25 protein-coding genes are annotated in these 17,350 nt (G+C 54.3%); all 25 read left to right on the plus strand.

What is annotated here, in order from left to right; genetic code table 11:
• The first annotated feature begins 5 nt into the window (after positions 1-5).
• Positions 6-158 carry a hypothetical protein gene (locus tag MIM_RS23135; RefSeq protein WP_158318701.1) on the plus strand — a complete coding sequence of 51 codons (153 nt, stop codon included), beginning with the start codon at positions 6-8 and terminating at the stop codon, positions 156-158.
• The gene (locus MIM_RS05655) at positions 158-547 is read left to right on the plus strand and encodes a hypothetical protein (protein WP_025371794.1); all 390 of its coding nucleotides are present in this window, start codon (positions 158-160) and stop codon (positions 545-547) included. The genes MIM_RS23135 and MIM_RS05655 overlap by 1 nt, the downstream gene beginning before the upstream one ends.
• Before the next feature lie 116 nt (positions 548-663).
• Entirely contained in the window at positions 664-1,071 is a 408-nt protein-coding gene (locus MIM_RS05660) for a hypothetical protein (protein WP_025371795.1), read from the plus strand.
• Between the two features lie 128 nt (positions 1,072-1,199).
• Positions 1,200-1,406 carry a hypothetical protein gene (locus tag MIM_RS05665; protein ID WP_025371796.1) on the plus strand — a complete coding sequence of 69 codons (207 nt, stop codon included), beginning with the start codon at positions 1,200-1,202 and terminating at the stop codon, positions 1,404-1,406.
• Positions 1,407-2,174, plus strand: coding sequence for a hypothetical protein (locus MIM_RS22035; RefSeq protein WP_025371797.1), 768 nt, complete (start codon positions 1,407-1,409; stop codon positions 2,172-2,174).
• A 141-nt stretch (positions 2,175-2,315) separates the two neighbouring features.
• Positions 2,316-2,672 carry a hypothetical protein gene (locus tag MIM_RS05675; RefSeq protein ID WP_144084591.1) on the plus strand — a complete coding sequence of 119 codons (357 nt, stop codon included), beginning with the start codon at positions 2,316-2,318 and terminating at the stop codon, positions 2,670-2,672.
• Positions 2,673-2,825 carry a hypothetical protein gene (locus MIM_RS23305; RefSeq protein ID WP_169733356.1) on the plus strand — a complete coding sequence of 51 codons (153 nt, stop codon included), beginning with the start codon at positions 2,673-2,675 and terminating at the stop codon, positions 2,823-2,825.
• 60 nt (positions 2,826-2,885) lie between these two features.
• Entirely contained in the window at positions 2,886-3,134 is a 249-nt protein-coding gene (locus MIM_RS23140) for a hypothetical protein (protein ID WP_025371799.1), read from the plus strand.
• Positions 3,134-3,520: an HNH endonuclease gene (locus MIM_RS05685; protein ID WP_025371800.1), complete on the plus strand. Its 387-nt coding sequence runs from the start codon at positions 3,134-3,136 to the stop codon at positions 3,518-3,520. Before MIM_RS23140 ends, MIM_RS05685 begins: the two co-directional genes overlap by 1 nt.
• 92 nt (positions 3,521-3,612) lie before the next feature.
• A complete protein-coding gene (locus MIM_RS05690; RefSeq protein WP_025371801.1) occupies positions 3,613-4,173 on the plus strand; it encodes an NUMOD4 motif-containing HNH endonuclease in 561 nt (186 codons plus the stop codon).
• Between the two features lie 12 nt (positions 4,174-4,185).
• Positions 4,186-4,668 carry a phage terminase small subunit P27 family gene (locus tag MIM_RS05695; protein WP_025371802.1) on the plus strand — a complete coding sequence of 161 codons (483 nt, stop codon included), beginning with the start codon at positions 4,186-4,188 and terminating at the stop codon, positions 4,666-4,668.
• Positions 4,661-6,379, plus strand: coding sequence for a terminase large subunit (locus tag MIM_RS05700; RefSeq protein WP_025371803.1), 1,719 nt, complete (start codon positions 4,661-4,663; stop codon positions 6,377-6,379). The genes MIM_RS05695 and MIM_RS05700 overlap by 8 nt, the downstream gene beginning before the upstream one ends.
• An 11-nt stretch (positions 6,380-6,390) precedes the next feature.
• Positions 6,391-6,555, plus strand: coding sequence for a hypothetical protein (locus MIM_RS23145; protein WP_158318702.1), 165 nt, complete (start codon positions 6,391-6,393; stop codon positions 6,553-6,555).
• Positions 6,548-7,837, plus strand: coding sequence for a phage portal protein (locus MIM_RS05705; protein WP_025371804.1), 1,290 nt, complete (start codon positions 6,548-6,550; stop codon positions 7,835-7,837). The genes MIM_RS23145 and MIM_RS05705 overlap by 8 nt, the downstream gene beginning before the upstream one ends.
• Before the next feature lie 2 nt (positions 7,838-7,839).
• Positions 7,840-8,700 carry a head maturation protease, ClpP-related gene (locus MIM_RS05710; protein ID WP_025371805.1) on the plus strand — a complete coding sequence of 287 codons (861 nt, stop codon included), beginning with the start codon at positions 7,840-7,842 and terminating at the stop codon, positions 8,698-8,700.
• Positions 8,701-9,151: 451 nt separating this feature from the next.
• The gene (gene ltrA / locus MIM_RS05720) at positions 9,152-10,522 is read left to right on the plus strand and encodes a group II intron reverse transcriptase/maturase (RefSeq protein ID WP_025371806.1); all 1,371 of its coding nucleotides are present in this window, start codon (positions 9,152-9,154) and stop codon (positions 10,520-10,522) included.
• Positions 10,523-10,634: 112 nt separating this feature from the next.
• Positions 10,635-11,825, plus strand: coding sequence for a phage major capsid protein (locus MIM_RS05725; RefSeq protein WP_025371807.1), 1,191 nt, complete (start codon positions 10,635-10,637; stop codon positions 11,823-11,825).
• 44 nt (positions 11,826-11,869) lie between these two features.
• The gene (locus MIM_RS23150; RefSeq protein ID WP_025371808.1) at positions 11,870-12,127 is read left to right on the plus strand and encodes a hypothetical protein; all 258 of its coding nucleotides are present in this window, start codon (positions 11,870-11,872) and stop codon (positions 12,125-12,127) included.
• A 430-nt stretch (positions 12,128-12,557) separates the two neighbouring features.
• A complete protein-coding gene (locus tag MIM_RS05740; protein ID WP_025371810.1) occupies positions 12,558-12,860 on the plus strand; it encodes a head-tail connector protein in 303 nt (100 codons plus the stop codon).
• A complete protein-coding gene (locus tag MIM_RS05745; protein ID WP_025371811.1) occupies positions 12,861-13,223 on the plus strand; it encodes a head-tail adaptor protein in 363 nt (120 codons plus the stop codon).
• A 206-nt stretch (positions 13,224-13,429) separates the two neighbouring features.
• Positions 13,430-14,188, plus strand: coding sequence for a hypothetical protein (locus MIM_RS05750; protein WP_222836918.1), 759 nt, complete (start codon positions 13,430-13,432; stop codon positions 14,186-14,188).
• Entirely contained in the window at positions 14,148-14,729 is a 582-nt protein-coding gene (locus MIM_RS05755; RefSeq protein WP_042070013.1) for a methyltransferase domain-containing protein, read from the plus strand. The genes MIM_RS05750 and MIM_RS05755 overlap by 41 nt, the downstream gene beginning before the upstream one ends.
• Positions 14,713-15,141, plus strand: coding sequence for an HK97-gp10 family putative phage morphogenesis protein (locus tag MIM_RS05760; protein ID WP_025371814.1), 429 nt, complete (start codon positions 14,713-14,715; stop codon positions 15,139-15,141). Before MIM_RS05755 ends, MIM_RS05760 begins: the two co-directional genes overlap by 17 nt.
• Entirely contained in the window at positions 15,138-15,506 is a 369-nt protein-coding gene (gene gp17 / locus MIM_RS05765; RefSeq protein WP_025371815.1) for a tail completion protein gp17, read from the plus strand. Before MIM_RS05760 ends, gp17 begins: the two co-directional genes overlap by 4 nt.
• A gap of 448 nt (positions 15,507-15,954) precedes the next feature.
• On the plus strand, positions 15,955-17,325 hold the full coding sequence (gene ltrA / locus MIM_RS05775) for a group II intron reverse transcriptase/maturase (protein ID WP_025371806.1): 1,371 nt from the start codon (positions 15,955-15,957) through the stop codon (positions 17,323-17,325).
• Positions 17,326-17,350: the final 25 nt, after the last annotated feature.

A 17,350-nucleotide genomic window follows, 5' to 3' on the forward strand; every position in this document is an offset into this window, starting at 1 on the left:
GAGGGATGACTCAATTAAATTTCATGAGCGTGATGATGGTTCTTTGGCTCAACGTGTATTTGTCGTCATCCAACACTTGGGGACGGGCCATCGCTATGGTGCTGACATTGGGCTACGCGACTATTGGGCTGGTGATGTTCTTCACAGGGGACAAATAATGGAAATCGAATACAAAAAGATGCGCAGGCGGATCGCTGCACTTGAGTTTGACCTTCGGGCGCTTGAGGGTCAGGTGGCCCAGCTAGTACCCCACCACGGCCCAGGACTGAGCGAGGCGGAGGATGCAATGAGGGATGCTGACACAGAGCCCCAAAAAGACCCGATTACCGGCCTGGTATTCAATCCTGATGGCTGGCTTCGCGTATTGGTCCAGAGGGGGAACGGATTTCTCAGGGTCAATCTGCAGATCATAGACTCTGGAAGATTCATCGGCACAGCAACAGGGAGCAACGTCGAGGAAACGTTGGGCAGGATTATCAAGCCCTGTGAGCGTCACGACGTACGTGAAGTCGTATGGGACTATCACACGCTGAGGGGTGAGCAATGACCGCGCTGCCATCCAGGTACTACAGTCGTGATCCATCCCTCACGGCAGAGGAAAACGAAATAGCAGCCCTTCGCCGCCAGAAGCGCAAACAACCAAACCCATTCGAGGAAAGACCCATGACACAGAACGAATCAGCCCAGATGGAAGAATTGCTGCAAGTATGGTGGCGCCACAACCGGGCCTACCGTCCTGCGCTGGATGCACCCAAGGCATGCCCATTCACCCGGGAAGCTAAGCCCGACGATACGTATATCGATGGGGACGAAATCGACGCTCGTATCGCTGCCAACCAGGCCGAACAGATGGAAGCCGAGATTGACCTGCTGCCGTTCATGCACCGGGCCGCTCTGAGTGTCACAGTTGGCAATAAGGTGCTGGGCAATACCATCTTCAAGAATCCACGGATAAGCAGGGAAGAGCAGCACCGGATGTATCAGGAGGCGAAGGAACAGTTGCTGATGCCATTCGTGCGGCGTGGGCTGATGGCGAGGGAAGTGGATTTGCGACCTGTGTTGGCCAAATAGATGGTTTGCTCTGTGTTGCGTTTTGTAATACAATTAATCCTCAAAGAAGCTTTCTTGCATGATTTTCAATTGGGCAAGCCAGTTTCTTGCTGGTTTTGATTTTGAGCCCACTTGTATAGGAGATTGCTATGGTTGTTCTTGACCGCGTTATGCAATTGGCTAATTTTGTGGGGGAAAAATTAGAATCCTCCCCTAAATCAGCTTCATCTCGTGATGATGTATTGATTTTGGATGCAGACGGAAGTATGCGCTTGAATTATAAAAATCAAAAAGTTCAAGATAACATTAATAAACATTTGACCAGCCTTTCAAAAATAAAATTGAAGAACCGGTAAATGGCTCTTCTCCTTGTACTTTTGATTCTTGTACTAGGGTACAGACACTGCACAGCTATACCTGCTCAGAAATCGATCCTAAAACGAAGCTCTGGGTGGGAATCATATGTATTGTTGGGGAATCATGGCCTTGGCGGTTTATGGCTTGGTTTTGTTACATTCATCGTTTTGGTGCCCGCAATATATGGGGCAATGATAATTTTCTCGCTCGTTATCGCCATTTTTGGTATTGAAGCTCGTCCAGTCACTGCATTGACGCAATTCCTTTGGTATAAACAAATTGCTGGAATAGATGTCTGGGTTATAGCCGTGGGCATATTCTCAATATTGATGGGGCCGCAGAAAATAAAACAGGATTTGTCTAAAGATAGCAACAAAAACTGGACCGACGAACTTAGAAAGCAGGATGCAATATCGGATATAGTAATATATGCGTCATCCGAAGTAAAACCTGTGAAGATTTCTTTAAAGTCTCGAAAGGTTTATGTTGGCCTTATAGATCGAGAACAATTCGAACGTATCGATTCCGATAATATTGTGATTATTCCGTACCTCAGTGGTCATCGGGAGAAAGATAGTTTGAAGGTTGAATTCGACAGCAATTACATTGATGTGTATCAGAAGAATAAGATTGAACATTTTAATACAAGCGGCGAACCGTCCAACGCGAAGCTTGCAGACTTCAGATGTGTGATTCGATTGAACGAAGTCGAAAGCATTTCATTATTTGATTTACAGTATTATCAAGATTTCCGCCCAGACGAATGAAATTGTCTTGCATTAAGTATCGTTCTGACGGATAATACGCGGGTGGGGGAAGGTCCCTCTGAAATCAGGCTCCGATTCGTCGGGGCCTTTTTCGTTTCTGCTGTCTCCTCATGGCTATCACCTAGCCCTTAAAGCGCCCTTGTGTCTATCGATGCAGGGGCGTTTCTCTTTCTGGATGCCGATATGTACAAACATGCCAAGATCGTAATGACTTCGATCAACCAAGGGAAGGTGATTCTTGATGGTAAGGAAGTGGAAGGACTGACGGACTTTAATCTGGATTGCGGCGTTGACAAAATCCCGACGTTGAAGCTGACTGTAATGGTTGAGACGGTTGATGTGGAGTTATCGGAAGTTGCGGTGAAGGTTAGGCAGGTCGATGTGACTACTCTCAATAACAATAATTCCCGTAATTGGGCGGTAGTTGATGACGGCCTGCCGCGCTATCAATGTGGTGAGTTTACCGATAACGACGCAATGGACAATCAGGAGTCTTGAATGGCCCACGTCAAACTATCCATCCATGTCGCATGGTGGGTAATGCCTTACCTGTACGGTGTGCGCATGATGTCTACTCTGACCGGGCAGGAGCCTGATATGGGCAAGGTAGCGTATTGGGTAGAGCGTGGTCTGTCCGTGAGGGTGAAGTAATGCCTTGCACCGGATGCGAACGCCGCCGACAAATAGCCAAACATTACGCACAGGTAGCATATGACAGAGCAAAGCAACTCTTCGCCAGAACAGCAGATCAGCCAGCTTATCGAAGCGCTGAACCGAAACACCGAAGCGCAGACGCAAGCACTGCAGGAACAGCGCCAGACTACGGCAGCGATCCTCACGTTGGCACAGCAGATAGCCGATCAGAATGAGATCAACGGCGCACTGCTGGATGTGATTGCGGATGATGGGGAAGATGACGAGATTCCACAGACGCTGACATTGAACCAGCGCCGACAGTAATGCCACAACGTCCACAGCGTCCATGCAGACACAAAGGATGCAACACCCTACACAGGAACAAGAACGGCCACTGCGACGAGCACCAGACCGATACAGTAGGGTGGAGACGCACAGAGCCAGCCAAGGGCACGACAACACAACGAGGATACGGATATAGATGGCAGCAGCAGAGGGAACGAATCCTGAAGCGCGATGGTTATCTGTGCCAGGAATGCTATCGACACGGGAAGCTGACGCTTGCCAAGGAAGTGGACCACATCGTCAACAAGGCGATGGGTGGGACGGATGATGATGGGAATTTAGAATCAAAATGCATTCCCCACCATCGTGCGAAAACCCAGAGAGAAGCGGAAGAGGCGAGAAATCGCGCCAAACCGATCAAATGAGAGCGATTCTCATATAGGGGTAGGGGGATCGAAACCGAGGGGCAAAAGCTTCCTGACGGCAACCCCCAAGTGAAAAAATATGTGCGCGAATTATGAAATTTAGCCAGATAGCCGATGAGTCAAAGGAAGTCTGGGAAGATATTCCAGGCTACGAAGGGATTTATCAGGTCAGCAATATGGGTAAAGTCCTCAGTTTAGGGCGATATGCCTACGCGGAATACAAAGGTACGCCATACAGACAGTTCCGCCCAGCCCGTCTTATGAAGACGCATTCGGGGAACGGTTACTTATACGTGAGCTTGGAAAAAGGCGGGGTAAAAGTAAGGAAGGGCGTTCACCAGTTGGTGCTGATGGCTTTTGTCGGGCTGTGCCCCGAAGGGATGGAGGTTTGCCATAACGATGGAGTTAGGGCAAACAACAATCTAACGAATCTCAGATACGGAAGTCGTCAAGATAATGCGGACGATCGTATAAAGCATGGTAATTCCAGACCTGGGTCAGAGTGTCATTTATCCAAATTGACAGAGAACGACGTGCGCAAAATACTGTCCTGCGAGAATTGGGATCAAGCGCGCGCTTTAGCCAAGGTTTTGAGAGTGACAAGAGATAATGTGCGCGCCATCTGGCTGCGCCAAACTTGGAAACATATTTAACGGAGATTATCCATGCCAGGAGTCGCAGGACGCTCCGGGCGCAGGCCTAAGCCGGTTGCGAAAAAGCAGCTTGCAGGTAATCCCGGAAAGAGAAAACTGAATACCGAAGAACCCGATTTTGGATTGGTGCGGTCAATCGATTGCCCGATCTGGATGGGGGAGTTTGGGCGCGAGATGTGGGACACGGTGTGCCCGCTGCTGTGTCGAGAACGGGTGCTGGAAGCGACGGATGTGCAGAACCTTGAGGTGTACTGCAATGCGTACGATCAGTTCCGGATGGCTCAGGCAGACGTGCAGAAACACGGCGTTACGGTCTTGGGGGCGTCGGGTAGTCCAGTAAAGAATCCTGCTTTGACTGCGATCAAAGAGGCGACTGGCACAATGTCGACGTTTGGCGGGATGCTTGGATTAGACCCGGCCAGCCGGCAACGGTTGCGTGGTCCTACAGACCCCAACAATAACGACAATCCCTTTGCGGCATTGCTCAATGGCTAAGCACCCAGCCGTCGAACAGGCGCATAAGTTCGCTCGCGATGTTCTGGCCGGTAAGATTCCGGCTTGCAGGTATGTTGCCCTGGCATGTCAGCGTCATTTCGATGACCTGGACAAATCCAAAGATCCAGAATATCTGTACTGGTTCGATGAGAAAGAGGCGCAGCGCCGTATAGCTTTGATGGAGCTGTTGCCATTTGTCAAAGGCGAGTGGGGGTTCAAGCGGCAACTGGTGACATTGGAGCCATGGCAGAAGTTCGGCATTGCCTGCACCTTTGGGTGGAAGCGCAGATCGGACAATATGCGCCGGTTTCGCGAGAGCTATTGGGAAGTTAACCGAAAGAATGGGAAAAGTGTGATCGCCGCGGCGGTCGGGATTGTGATGTTCTGCGCTGATGGCGAGTATGGGGCGGAGGTTTATTCTGGCGCCACAACTGAAAAGCAAGCGTGGGAGGTATTCCGCCCGGCCAAGAGCATGATCAAGCGTACGCCGCTGCTAATGGATGCGGCCGGAATCGAGGTCAATGCCTCGAACATGAACCGCCCCAGCGATGGCAGCCGTTTTGAGCCGATCATTGGGAATCCCGGCGATGGAGCCAGCCCGTCATGCTCAATTGTGGACGAGTACCACGAACACGATAGTGATGATCTCTATACGACCATGCTTACGGGTATGGGGGCGCGGAAACAGCCACTGATGTTCATCATCACGACCGCAGGCGCGAATATTGAAGGGCCGTGTTACGACAAACGGCGAGAAGTGGTGGAGATGCTGGAAGGTACTGTCCCGAATGACGAGTTATTTGGCTGGATCTGGACGATCGACGAGAGCGACGACTGGCGAGACCCAGCAGTTCTTGCGAAGGCAAACCCGAATTTGGGCGTATCTGTGTACGAGAACTATCTTATCAGTCAGCAGCAAAGAGCCATCAAACAGGCGCGGTTTACGAACACGTTCAAAACCAAACATCTTGGAGTGTGGGTAACCGCGAAATCGGGATTCTTTAATGTGTCCGATTGGGAGTCGTTGAAAGACACGACCCTGACGCTGGAGCAATTCGATAGTCAGCCTTGTGTGCTGGGTTTTGACTTGGCGCGCAAACTGGATATGAACAGCATGGCGCGCCTGTTCTGGCGGGATATTGACGGGAAGAGACATTACTACAGTGTGGCGCCTAAGTTCTGGGTGCCAGAAGATACGATTTTTGATAACGAAAATCAGCGAATGGCTGAACGGTTCCAGAAATGGGTAAATACCGGGCATTTGACGCCGACTGATGGCGCGGAAGTGGATTACCGGGACATCCTTGAGGAAGCCAAAGAAGCGAACCGGTTGAATCCAGTTCAGGTTTCCCCGATTGACCCACACGGCGCGACGAACTTGTCGCATCAATTGGATGATGAGGGCCTGGCGCCAGTCACCATTACACAGAATTACACGAATTTATCCGACCCGATGAAGGAGCTGGAGGCGGCTATTGCCTCTGGCCGGTTCCATCACGACGGAAATCCGATCATGACCTGGTGTATTGGGAATGTGATCGGTAAGTTTCTGCCGGGAAACGACGATGTTGTGCGTCCGATCAAGCAGGGCAATGACAACAAGATTGACGGAGCCGTGGCATTAATTATGGCTGTTGGCCAAATTATGACCGCGCAAGAAGACGATAACGAATCATTTATGGAAGCGATTCGAAACCCGCTACATAGATAACTGGACGAACAATGCAAATTGCACTTTACACCTTCATGCTGACGGCGTTGGCAGGCCTTGCCTCGCTTGTCGCTGGCGTGTATGTCCTTGCTGGCACAGGGTGGGCGCTGTGCGCCGCCGGCGCATCCTTGCTGATCGTTTCAACATTCATTCGGAAGGGGCTGACCAGTGGCTAAGGGCTTTCTGAATGTAGTGGCGCAGGCCGCCCAAAGCGAATCGATCTGGTACAAATCGCCGATTCGACTGACTGATGGCGCCTTCTGGAGCTCATTCTTCGGCAACTTGTCCAGCAGCGGGAAGTCGGTAACGACTGATTCCGCTATGCGGCTGTCTACCGTCTGGGCATGCGTTCGCTTGATTAGTAATTCTGTAGCTGGCCTACCGTACTCTCTGTACCGCCGCCAAAGCGATGGCGGGCGCGTGAGCGCTCGGGACTTCAGTCTTTATGATGTGATCCACACCAGCCCGAACGACGATATGACGGCATTTCAGTTCTGGCAAGCGATTGTTGCGTCGATGTTGTTGTGGGGGAATGCGTACGCAAAGATTCACCGCCGTGGTGATGGCACGGTCATTGGCCTGGAATTCATTTTGCCGCGTCAGATGACAGTCGAGTGTGGCGAGGACGGCAACATCAAGTACTGGTACAAGCCTAAGACTGGTGCCCGCCAACGAATTCAGAACAAAGACATGCTGCACATCCCGGCGTTCGCGCTTGATGGGCGGGTGGGCCTTTCAGCTATCAGGTACGGGGTTGATGTGATGGGCGCCGCCATGTCTGCTGATGAGGCAGCAAACTCCACATTCAAAAACGGCTTGATGCCGGCGGTTGCATTTAAGGTTGATCGCATCCTGCAAAAGCACCAGCGCGAAGAGTTTCGGGCTTACACGAAGGAGTTGCAGGGCAGCGTTAACGCAGGCCAGCCGCCGATTCTGGAGCAAGGCGTCAGTACTGAATCTATCGGAATTAACCCGGTCGATGCACAGTTGCTGGAGTCTCGGTCGTACAGCGTTGAGGAAATTGCCCGGTGGTTCGGCGTTCCTCCCTGGATGATTGGGCATACCGACAAAGGTAGCAACTGGGGAACTGGTCTCGAACAGCAGATGATCTCGTTCTTGACTTTCGTGATTTCGCCCATCACCTCGCAAATTCAGCAATGCGTTAACAAGCGGCTTCTGACTCCCGTGCAGCGAGTCACGCTCTACAGCGAATTCAATCTTGAGGGGCTGCTGAGAGCCGACTCCGCAACCCGGGCAGAGCTGTACAGCAAGATGGCTCAGAACGGTATCTGGACGCGGGATGATTGCCGCGAGAAGGAAAATCTCCCGCGCATGGGCGGTAATGCGGCTGTCCTGACCGTACAAAGCAATCTTGTTCCGATAGACAAATTGGGCGAATCCACGGAGAGCCAGACGGTACGTGCGGCCCTCACAAACTGGCTTGAAAAAGGCGAATGACTATGAATATTCAAAACTTGAGCTCGCGTGCCTGGCACTGTGAGTTGGCCCCGCGCGCGCTGGATAAGTGGAATCCCGCCATCCGTGCTGCGGTCGAAAGCACAGAAAATACGATCACAATCTACGGCGTTATCGGTGAGAACTGGTATGGCGATGGCGTGACGGTCCAGCGGATCGACGCTGCATTGCGCTCGATTGGTGATAACCCGGTCACTGTGTACATCAATTCCCCTGGTGGTGACATGTTCGAAGGCATCGCCATCTACAACCGGTTGCGAGAGCATACCAAAACCGTCACAACCAAGGTTGTCGGACTGGCCGCCAGCGCTGCCTCCGTGATCTTCATGGCGGGCGCCGAGCGACATATCGCATCGTCCGGCTTTCTGATGATTCACAACTGCTGGACGATTTTGGCTGGGAATCGTCATTATCTGCGCCGCGCAGCGGACGACATGGAAGAGTTCGACGCCGCCATGACTGATCTGTACTCCGAACGTTCGGGTGTTGACGGCACCGATGTTGCTGAAATGATGGACGACGAGACATTTATTCGCGGCAAGCGCTGCGTTGAGTTGGGCTTTGCCACAGATACGCTTGCGTCAGACGAAGTAACCGAAAAATCAGACGAAACGACCGCTAGCGCCAATGCCTTAAAGCGGATGGATGCCTGCCTTGCAAAAGCCGGTATGCCGCGTTCGGAGCGACGGAAACTCTATTCAGATATCAAGTCCAGCACGCAAAACGCTGTTGGCGGGGATAAGCAAGACGCTATCCCGACGGACATGCCAGAGGCTGTCCATGTGACGGCAAAGGAAACCGCCGCCATTGCCGCATCTCTGAAGGGGATATTCCCGATTCAGTGATCCGGTTCAGCACTGTCAGGCCGCCTATTCGGGCGGCTTTTTTATGGTACGCCCAGCATGGGCGTACTCCTGCGGGTGCGAGTCCCGCCGCGAGTTGGTCACAACGAGCGAAGTGAAGCGCAACTGCGTGAGGGTGACCGAGCGTGGGAAGGAAGCGTGAAGCGTAAATCGCGAGCCGATGGACAAGAACTGCATAGAAGGCGCTGCCAAGCAGGGCGAGCGGGCCATAAACCGCAAAGCTCTCGTGACCAAGGCGAAGTGGCGTAGATGCAGCGGTTGTGCGATGAAGGAGTGCGTTCTTATCTGGGGAAGCCTCGCCTTGATCCTGAAAGGGTAACGGTGTCGAACCGGAGCGAGGACTCAGCAGAGGTCATAGTAGTCGTGGTAGCCGAATCGGGGAGGTTCGGAGTCGAAGCGACGAAGGACCGAACGAGAAGGAGTATTACTCGACATGTCGATACAACTTGTAGTGCCTCAGATGACTGCCCCAGCGGAGCGGACGGGTGTAGTTGGCGGTGAAGCCGCCGGTGATCCTGTCAGCGAGGAAACAAGGAGTCCGCGATATGGCAATGAGGATACGGGGTCAGCGCTGCTGCAAGCGGCGCTGACAAGAGAGAACCTGCAAGCCGCGTTCAAGCGGGTGCGAGCCAATAAAGGAGCAGCCGGGGTGGATGGTCTGGACATTGATCAGACTGCCCACCACCTGGTGAGCGCCTGGCCTGCCATCCGGGAGGCGTTGCTGACAGGTAAGTACCGGCCCAGCCCGGTACGACGGGTAATGATACCCAAGCCTGACGGTAGCCAGCGCGAGCTGGGTATTCCGACGGTAACGGATCGCCTGATCCAGCAAGCACTACTGCAAGTGCTGCAACCCATCCTTGACCCCACCTTCAGCGAACACAGCTACGGCTTCAGACCGGGCAGGCGGGCGCATGATGCGGTGCTTGCCGCTCAGTCGTATGTGCAGTCCGGCCGCCGTATCGTGGTGGACGTGGATCTGGAGAAGTTCTTCGACCGGGTCAACCACGACATCCTGATTAATCGCTTACAGAAACGCATTGCTGATGCCGGCGTGATCCGGCTGATCCGTGCGTATCTGAATAGCGGCATTATGGATAGCGGTGTGGTGATCGAGCGGCACGAGGGCACGCCGCAAGGCGGACCGCTCTCGCCGTTGCTGGCCAACGTGATGCTCGATGAGGTGGACAAGGAGCTGGAACGCAGGGGTCATTGCTTCGTTCGCTACGCTGACGATTGCAACGTCTACGTTCGCAGTCGCCGTGCCGGTGAACGGGTAATGAACCTGCTGCGACAGTTATACGCTAGACTACGCCTGAAGGTCAATGAAACCAAAAGCGCGGTTGCCAGTGTATTTACGGGTCGCAAATTCCTGGGTTACAGCTTCTGGATGGCCCCCAAGGGCGTGGTCAAGCGCCGAGTGGCGACCAAGGCCGTGATGGCGTTCAAGCAACGCGTGCGACAATTGACGCGCCGCTTGGGCGGACGCAGTATGCAGGATGTGGTGGACAGGTTGCGTGCCTACATGCTGGGTTGGAAGGGCTACTTCCGGCTGGCGCAATCCCAAAAACTCTGGCAAACACTGGAGGAATGGATACGTCACCGGTTACGGGCAATCCAGCTCAAACAGTGGAAACGCGGTAAAACGATGTTCCGTGAGCTACGCACTCTAGGTGCTAGTGTGACAGTAGCACACCGCGTGGCGGCCAACAGCCGTCGCTGGTGGCGCAACAGTGGCAAGCTGCTCAATAGTGTGCTGACGATCGCGTGGTTCGATAACCTGGGTCTGCCTCGTCTCTCATGACCTCAACTTCTCGAACCGCCCGGTGCGGACCCGCATGCCGGGTGGTGTGGCAGGGGTGCAGTCTGATGACTGCCCCCTATGCCGATTCCGTTAATTTTATGGAGTCATTACCATGACCGATTTTAAAGCTCTGGAAGAAACCCAGAAACAAACGCAAGCCGACCTGAAACAGGTTGGTGATTCCCTGAAACAATACGCTGAACAGACCCAGAAGGAAATCAAAGCCTCTGGTGAAATGGCTGCCGAAACTCGTGCAAAAGTGGACGAAGCACTGTCCAAGCAGGGTGAACTGCAAGCGCAAATGCTGGAGGTCGAGCAAAAGCTGATGAATGCAGGCAAGCGCGAAGAACGGGAAGAAATCCTTTCCGCTGGCCGGCTGGTTGCCGATAGCTTGACCGAACAGGGAGTAAGCGCAAGCTTTCGCGGCTCGCGTTCTGTGACGCTGCCACGCTCTGCCATTACCTCTGTCGATACATCTGGCGGTTCTCTTGTCGGTTCTGATCGCCGTCCGGGTGTGGTAATGCCCGGCCTGCGTCGTATGACCATCCGCGATCTGCTGGCGCCAGGGAGCACCACAAGCAATAACGTGGAATACGTCCGTGAGACCGGGTTTACAAATAATGCCCGGCCTGTGTCCGAAGGTCAGCCAAAGCCATACTCTGATCTGACTTTTGAACTGGAAAATGCGCCAGTCCGTACGATCGCCCATCTGTTCAAAGCGTCTCGCCAGATTCTGGACGACGCCGCGGCACTGGCAAGCTATATCGATGCGCGCGCTCGATATGGCCTGACGATGGCTGAAGAAGCGCAGTTCCTGTTCGGCAACGGTACTGGCGCCAATGTGTTCGGCATTGTTCCTCAGGCATCGGCATATGCTGCCGCCTCCGGTATTACTGTGGCGAACTCGCAGCGCATTGACACAATCCGTCTCGCGCTGTTGCAAGCGGAACTGGCTGAGTTCCCCGCCTCTGGTATTGTCCTGAATCCTATTGATTGGGCCGCCATCGAGCTGACCAAAGATCAGGAAGGCCGTTACATCATCGGCCAACCACAGAGCGGCACAGAGAAAACGCTGTGGAATCGTCCAGTTGTCGATACGCAGGCCATGACGCAGGACGACTTCCTGGTCGGCGCTTTCTCTCTGGGGGCTCAGATCTTCGATCGTATGGACGCCGAGGTTTTGGTATCCACAGAGAATGACAAAGACTTCGAGAACAACATGGTTACGATCCGCGCTGAAGAGCGCCTGGCTCTGGCTGTGTACCGTCCTGAAGCCTTCGTTACTGGCTCGTTCGGCGAGTAATCACCATGGCCGGGGGTTCGCCTCCGGCCAGCATGGAGCGACAAATGAGCTATGTATCATCACGGGTCTTGCGCAGTTTCCTACATGAGGGCCAGGTTGTCCGTCGCGGCCAATCGGTTGATCTGCGGCAGGCGCAATTTACCCAATTGGCATCGCGTGGTCTGGTGAGTGAATTTCAAGACCCCAGCAAGGCCGCTGGGAAACCGCAGTCTGCATCGCCAGCGGCCCAAGCCTCACAGAACAAGACTGCGAAACAGTCCGACAGTGGCGGACCCAAACGGGCGCCGAAGATCGAAAAGTAATCGTTACCAATACTACCTACCAGATCGCGCCATGGGCTGATGTGCTCTATGCAATGGATCTGGATTGGTGGCGCATGTATTTAGATAGGTTGAATTTCCATGGTATCAAGGCAACCTGCCATAGTGCCTTACGAGGTGTCCGGCCATATCCGATCAAGCATTACGGAAACTCAGGTGCTGGCGCGATCGCTCTGGCTGCGCATCTTGGCGCAACGAGGGTGATTTTGCTGGGTTATGACGCGCAGCGCACCGGCGGGATGGCTCACTGGCATGGGAACCACCCTCGGGGCTTGAAGAATGCCGGGAATGTCGAGCACTGGCCCCGAATGTTCGGGGAATTGCGCCGCGAAATGCCGGATTTGGACATTATCAATTGCAGTAGGGAAACGGCTTTAACGTGTTTCCCGCGTGGTGACTTGGAGAAAACACTGTGAGCGCGATCAATCTGGAAGACGCCAAGGCGTTTCTCGACGTTATCCACGAAGCGGACGATGGGAAGCTGCAAATACTGCTGGATGCGGCAGAAGACGAGGCGTTGCAGTTTATTGATGCGCCTTATCCGTATATTCCCGACAGTGAACCCGTGAGCGAGCCCGCTTTGCCAGCGTCCTTTGTGATGGGAGTGCTGCTGTTGCTCCAGGCAAACTATCAGGCGACACCAGATGACGCAAGAAAGCTGCGTGATGCGGCGGAAATTAAGCTGATGCCGTTCCGTTGTGGACTGGGGGTGTAAATGCTCGCCCAACGACTACGCCACCGCATTGCTATCCAAGAGTGGATGATAACCGGGCAGGATCCGGTCACCGGCGCTGAGGTGGGAGAGTGGGTGGCTTACGAATTGTCCGGCAAGCCGCTGGATAACGTCCCAGCAGAAGTGCTGACCGGACCAGGAAAGGAATTCATCGCCGCTGACGCCAAGCAAGCGCAAACCACAGCCAGAATCAATATTCGATGGTTTCCGATTGACCGGATTGATCTATACCGCCTAAGAATCCTTTGGGATGGCCGGGTATACAACATTGTGTCCGCCGAAACTGACGTGACTGCCCGCCGCGAGTGGCGGTTGCGGTGTGAGGATGGAGTTAACGAAGGGTGAGCGTGGGATACAGAATACTTAGGCTGCCGACACCGACGCATTATCTCGGTATGAACGGACTCGGAGATTGCTTGTTCGAGCGCGGATTTTTGAAAAACTTGCCCGGGTCATATTTAACTACGCCATGGCCTGAACTGTTTTCCGACTTGGATGTGAAGTGCGTTCGACCTACAACTATATTGAGGACACAGAGAAAGAACATTCGGATGTCGGTATATGGATGGCATTTTCCGCCCCGCTATGCCAGGACAGTCCGGATCAGCTACACGCCTGCCGAGCTTGCGAAAGGGTCGATCATTACCGCGATGATGGGCCATTTCGGAGTCGAACCGATTTTCGATCTGCCAGATTTCGGCAAATCCCCAATCCGATCAAGCGAGCCGGTCGCCATTGTTCGTCCGGTAACGGTGCGGCGCGAGTGGATGAATCCAGCGCGTAGCCCGAAGCCCGAATATGTGAATCAGGCGGCGCGGATATTGCGCAAGAAAGGCTTTCATGTCGTGTCTATCGCAGATGTTCAGGACGGCCAGGAATGGATTGTTGGCGATCCACCGGAAGCCGACGAGTATTACCACAAGGGCGAACTGAGCGTGACGCAGCTACTGGCCGCAGTGCAGAGTGCGGCTGTCGTGGTGGGTGGAGTGGGATGGATTGTGCCAGCCTGTATCGCTGCAGGGACGCCGTTATATGTGATCCTCGGTGGCAATGGTGGACACAACGCGCCAGAAAAGATTACTGACAAGCGGTACATGAACCTGAAGCGGGTCGGCTGGGCGAAGCCCGAGCGATTCTGCATGTGCACGAACAACAATCACCAATGCGAGAAAACGATAAATGGATTTGACCGTAAATTCACATTTTGGCTTGATGGAATCCGCGCCACAAGTCCAAGGGGACACACTCAAGTGGTGGCCCGAGAAAGGGATGGGGTTCTACCCGGTCAAATTCGAGGATATGCCGTATGACCGTGCGTATTTCGACAAGTACAGGAAAGACCGAGACACACCGATAGGCCGGGCTCTCAATGAGGTTCGGGTACAAATGGTCGCGCGGTACTGGGATGGACGGGTCATGGATTTCGGTATTGGTGACGGTGCATTCTTGGAGAAGCGCGGTGGCGATACTGTGGGGTTCGACGTGAATCCGGCAGGCGTGGAGTGGCTGCAGGAGCGCGGGGCGTATGTGGACTACTGGGCAGGCGAACACGATGCAGTCACGTTCTGGGATTCGCTGGAACATGAATACAGGATTGAGGCGCTTGTGGCCCGAGTGCGCCGGTTTGCGTTCGTATCGATCCCGATCTTTACGAGCGAGACGCATTGTCTAAACAGCAAGCATTTTCGGAAAGACCAGCATGTATGGTATTTCACGGCTGACGGGATCACGGCATGGTTCGCCCGACAGGGATTCAGACGGCGAGAATGGAACGATTACGAAACAGTAATAGGGCGCGAAGATATCGCGTCCTTTGTTTTTGAGAGGGTTGAAGATGGCGACATTCGTTAAGGTCGAGGGCCTGCAAAAGCTGACAAAGACGCTTGCCGCACTGCCTCCCAGGATGCAAAAAGCACCATTGCGTCGCTCGCTGTCTGCTGGCGGAACGGTCTTTGCTCGCGCTGTACGTGCGAACGCTCGCCGACTGGATGATAAATCCACACCAAAGAACATATCGAAATCGGTATCCAATCGGTTAAGCGCCAAGCGAACAAGGGATAACGGCGGGTCACCAGTGCAGCGGGTCTATATCCGACCAACAAAGGCGAATCCGACGTATCACTGGGTGTTCTTGGAGTATGGCACTGTCAAGATGGCCGCGAAGCCATTCATGCGTCCCGCATTCGATGCGCAACAGGCATCCGCTACACTGCGTGCCGCTCAAGTCCTTAATAAAGAACTTCTCAAGGTAGCGTTGCGATGAACTACCCCCCCGTCTTCGTTACTGCATTTGCCAGCGCGGAGGTTAAGTCACGGCTCGGGTCGAGCCCCTGCCGGGTGTATATGTTCGGCATGGCGCCTCAGAACGTAGCAAAGCCCTATGCCGTCTGGCAGGTGGTCGGTGGATCCCCTGAAAACCGTATGGATAGGGTGCCAGATACCGACAACTTCCAGATACAGATTGATGTTTACGGCGACTCCGCCAACGACACCAGATTGTCTGCAGAGTCGCTACGTGACGCGTTTGAACCGGTCTCTCACGTCGTCGCATGGCGTGGAGAGGATCGAGATGCCGAAACCCAGCTGTACCGATCCAGCTTCGATGTGAGCTGGTTTGTGAAGAGATAACCGATTTATCGAACAAAGCCGCCTTCAGGGCGGTTTTTTTATGGTACGCCCAGCATGGGCGTACTCCTGCGGGTGCGAGTCCCGCCGCGAGTTGGTCACAACGAGCGAAGTGAAGCGCAACTGCGTGAGGGTGACCGAGCGTGGGAAGGAAGCGTGAAGCGTAAATCGCGAGCCGATGGACAAGAACTGCATAGAAGGCGCTGCCAAGCAGGGCGAGCGGGCCATAAACCGCAAAGCTCTCGTGACCAAGGCGAAGTGGCGTAGATGCAGCGGTTGTGCGATGAAGGAGTGCGTTCTTATCTGGGGAAGCCTCGCCTTGATCCTGAAAGGGTAACGGTGTCGAACCGGAGCGAGGACTCAGCAGAGGTCATAGTAGTCGTGGTAGCCGAATCGGGGAGGTTCGGAGTCGAAGCGACGAAGGACCGAACGAGAAGGAGTATTACTCGACATGTCGATACAACTTGTAGTGCCTCAGATGACTGCCCCAGCGGAGCGGACGGGTGTAGTTGGCGGTGAAGCCGCCGGTGATCCTGTCAGCGAGGAAACAAGGAGTCCGCGATATGGCAATGAGGATACGGGGTCAGCGCTGCTGCAAGCGGCGCTGACAAGAGAGAACCTGCAAGCCGCGTTCAAGCGGGTGCGAGCCAATAAAGGAGCAGCCGGGGTGGATGGTCTGGACATTGATCAGACTGCCCACCACCTGGTGAGCGCCTGGCCTGCCATCCGGGAGGCGTTGCTGACAGGTAAGTACCGGCCCAGCCCGGTACGACGGGTAATGATACCCAAGCCTGACGGTAGCCAGCGCGAGCTGGGTATTCCGACGGTAACGGATCGCCTGATCCAGCAAGCACTACTGCAAGTGCTGCAACCCATCCTTGACCCCACCTTCAGCGAACACAGCTACGGCTTCAGACCGGGCAGGCGGGCGCATGATGCGGTGCTTGCCGCTCAGTCGTATGTGCAGTCCGGCCGCCGTATCGTGGTGGACGTGGATCTGGAGAAGTTCTTCGACCGGGTCAACCACGACATCCTGATTAATCGCTTACAGAAACGCATTGCTGATGCCGGCGTGATCCGGCTGATCCGTGCGTATCTGAATAGCGGCATTATGGATAGCGGTGTGGTGATCGAGCGGCACGAGGGCACGCCGCAAGGCGGACCGCTCTCGCCGTTGCTGGCCAACGTGATGCTCGATGAGGTGGACAAGGAGCTGGAACGCAGGGGTCATTGCTTCGTTCGCTACGCTGACGATTGCAACGTCTACGTTCGCAGTCGCCGTGCCGGTGAACGGGTAATGAACCTGCTGCGACAGTTATACGCTAGACTACGCCTGAAGGTCAATGAAACCAAAAGCGCGGTTGCCAGTGTATTTACGGGTCGCAAATTCCTGGGTTACAGCTTCTGGATGGCCCCCAAGGGCGTGGTCAAGCGCCGAGTGGCGACCAAGGCCGTGATGGCGTTCAAGCAACGCGTGCGACAATTGACGCGCCGCTTGGGCGGACGCAGTATGCAGGATGTGGTGGACAGGTTGCGTGCCTACATGCTGGGTTGGAAGGGCTACTTCCGGCTGGCGCAATCCCAAAAACTCTGGCAAACACTGGAGGAATGGATACGTCACCGGTTACGGGCAATCCAGCTCAAACAGTGGAAACGCGGTAAAACGATGTTCCGTGAGCTACGCACTCTAGGTGCTAGTGTGACAGTAGCACACCGCGTGGCGGCCAACAGCCGTCGCTGGTGGCGCAACAGTGGCAAGCTGCTCAATAGTGTGCTGACGATCGCGTGGTTCGATAACCTGGGTCTGCCTCGTCTCTCATGACCTCAACTTCTCGAACCGCCCGGTG

It is taken from the genome of Advenella mimigardefordensis DPN7, from assembly GCF_000521505.1.
Classification (GTDB): Bacteria; Pseudomonadota; Gammaproteobacteria; order Burkholderiales; family Burkholderiaceae_B; genus Advenella; species Advenella mimigardefordensis.

What these genes read in the sequence shown, in the direction of transcription:
- MIM_RS05700 (WP_025371803.1), top strand. Translation starts at nt 4,661, where the DNA reads ATGGCTAAGCACCCAGCCGTCGAACAGGCGCATAAGTTCGCTCGCGAT.
- MIM_RS05660 (WP_025371795.1), top strand. Translation starts at nt 664, where the DNA reads ATGACACAGAACGAATCAGCCCAGATGGAAGAATTGCTGCAAGTATGG.
- MIM_RS23305 (WP_169733356.1), top strand. Translation starts at nt 2,673, where the DNA reads ATGGCCCACGTCAAACTATCCATCCATGTCGCATGGTGGGTAATGCCT.
- gp17 (WP_025371815.1), top strand. Translation starts at nt 15,138, where the DNA reads ATGAACTACCCCCCCGTCTTCGTTACTGCATTTGCCAGCGCGGAGGTT.
- MIM_RS05755 (WP_042070013.1), top strand. Translation starts at nt 14,148, where the DNA reads ATGGGGTTCTACCCGGTCAAATTCGAGGATATGCCGTATGACCGTGCG.
- MIM_RS23150 (WP_025371808.1), top strand. Translation starts at nt 11,870, where the DNA reads ATGAGCTATGTATCATCACGGGTCTTGCGCAGTTTCCTACATGAGGGC.
- MIM_RS23140 (WP_025371799.1), top strand. Translation starts at nt 2,886, where the DNA reads ATGACAGAGCAAAGCAACTCTTCGCCAGAACAGCAGATCAGCCAGCTT.
- MIM_RS05690 (WP_025371801.1), top strand. Translation starts at nt 3,613, where the DNA reads ATGAAATTTAGCCAGATAGCCGATGAGTCAAAGGAAGTCTGGGAAGAT.
- MIM_RS05725 (WP_025371807.1), top strand. Translation starts at nt 10,635, where the DNA reads ATGACCGATTTTAAAGCTCTGGAAGAAACCCAGAAACAAACGCAAGCC.
- MIM_RS05750 (WP_222836918.1), top strand. Translation starts at nt 13,430, where the DNA reads ATGTCGGTATATGGATGGCATTTTCCGCCCCGCTATGCCAGGACAGTC.
- MIM_RS23135 (WP_158318701.1), top strand. Translation starts at nt 6, where the DNA reads ATGACTCAATTAAATTTCATGAGCGTGATGATGGTTCTTTGGCTCAAC.
- MIM_RS05665 (WP_025371796.1), top strand. Translation starts at nt 1,200, where the DNA reads ATGGTTGTTCTTGACCGCGTTATGCAATTGGCTAATTTTGTGGGGGAA.
- MIM_RS05745 (WP_025371811.1), top strand. Translation starts at nt 12,861, where the DNA reads ATGCTCGCCCAACGACTACGCCACCGCATTGCTATCCAAGAGTGGATG.
- MIM_RS22035 (WP_025371797.1), top strand. Translation starts at nt 1,407, where the DNA reads ATGGCTCTTCTCCTTGTACTTTTGATTCTTGTACTAGGGTACAGACAC.
- MIM_RS05655 (WP_025371794.1), top strand. Translation starts at nt 158, where the DNA reads ATGGAAATCGAATACAAAAAGATGCGCAGGCGGATCGCTGCACTTGAG.
- MIM_RS05710 (WP_025371805.1), top strand. Translation starts at nt 7,840, where the DNA reads ATGAATATTCAAAACTTGAGCTCGCGTGCCTGGCACTGTGAGTTGGCC.
- MIM_RS05685 (WP_025371800.1), top strand. Translation starts at nt 3,134, where the DNA reads ATGCCACAACGTCCACAGCGTCCATGCAGACACAAAGGATGCAACACC.
- ltrA (WP_025371806.1), top strand. Translation starts at nt 15,955, where the DNA reads ATGTCGATACAACTTGTAGTGCCTCAGATGACTGCCCCAGCGGAGCGG.
- MIM_RS23145 (WP_158318702.1), top strand. Translation starts at nt 6,391, where the DNA reads ATGCAAATTGCACTTTACACCTTCATGCTGACGGCGTTGGCAGGCCTT.
- MIM_RS05695 (WP_025371802.1), top strand. Translation starts at nt 4,186, where the DNA reads ATGCCAGGAGTCGCAGGACGCTCCGGGCGCAGGCCTAAGCCGGTTGCG.
- MIM_RS05760 (WP_025371814.1), top strand. Translation starts at nt 14,713, where the DNA reads ATGGCGACATTCGTTAAGGTCGAGGGCCTGCAAAAGCTGACAAAGACG.
- ltrA (WP_025371806.1), top strand. Translation starts at nt 9,152, where the DNA reads ATGTCGATACAACTTGTAGTGCCTCAGATGACTGCCCCAGCGGAGCGG.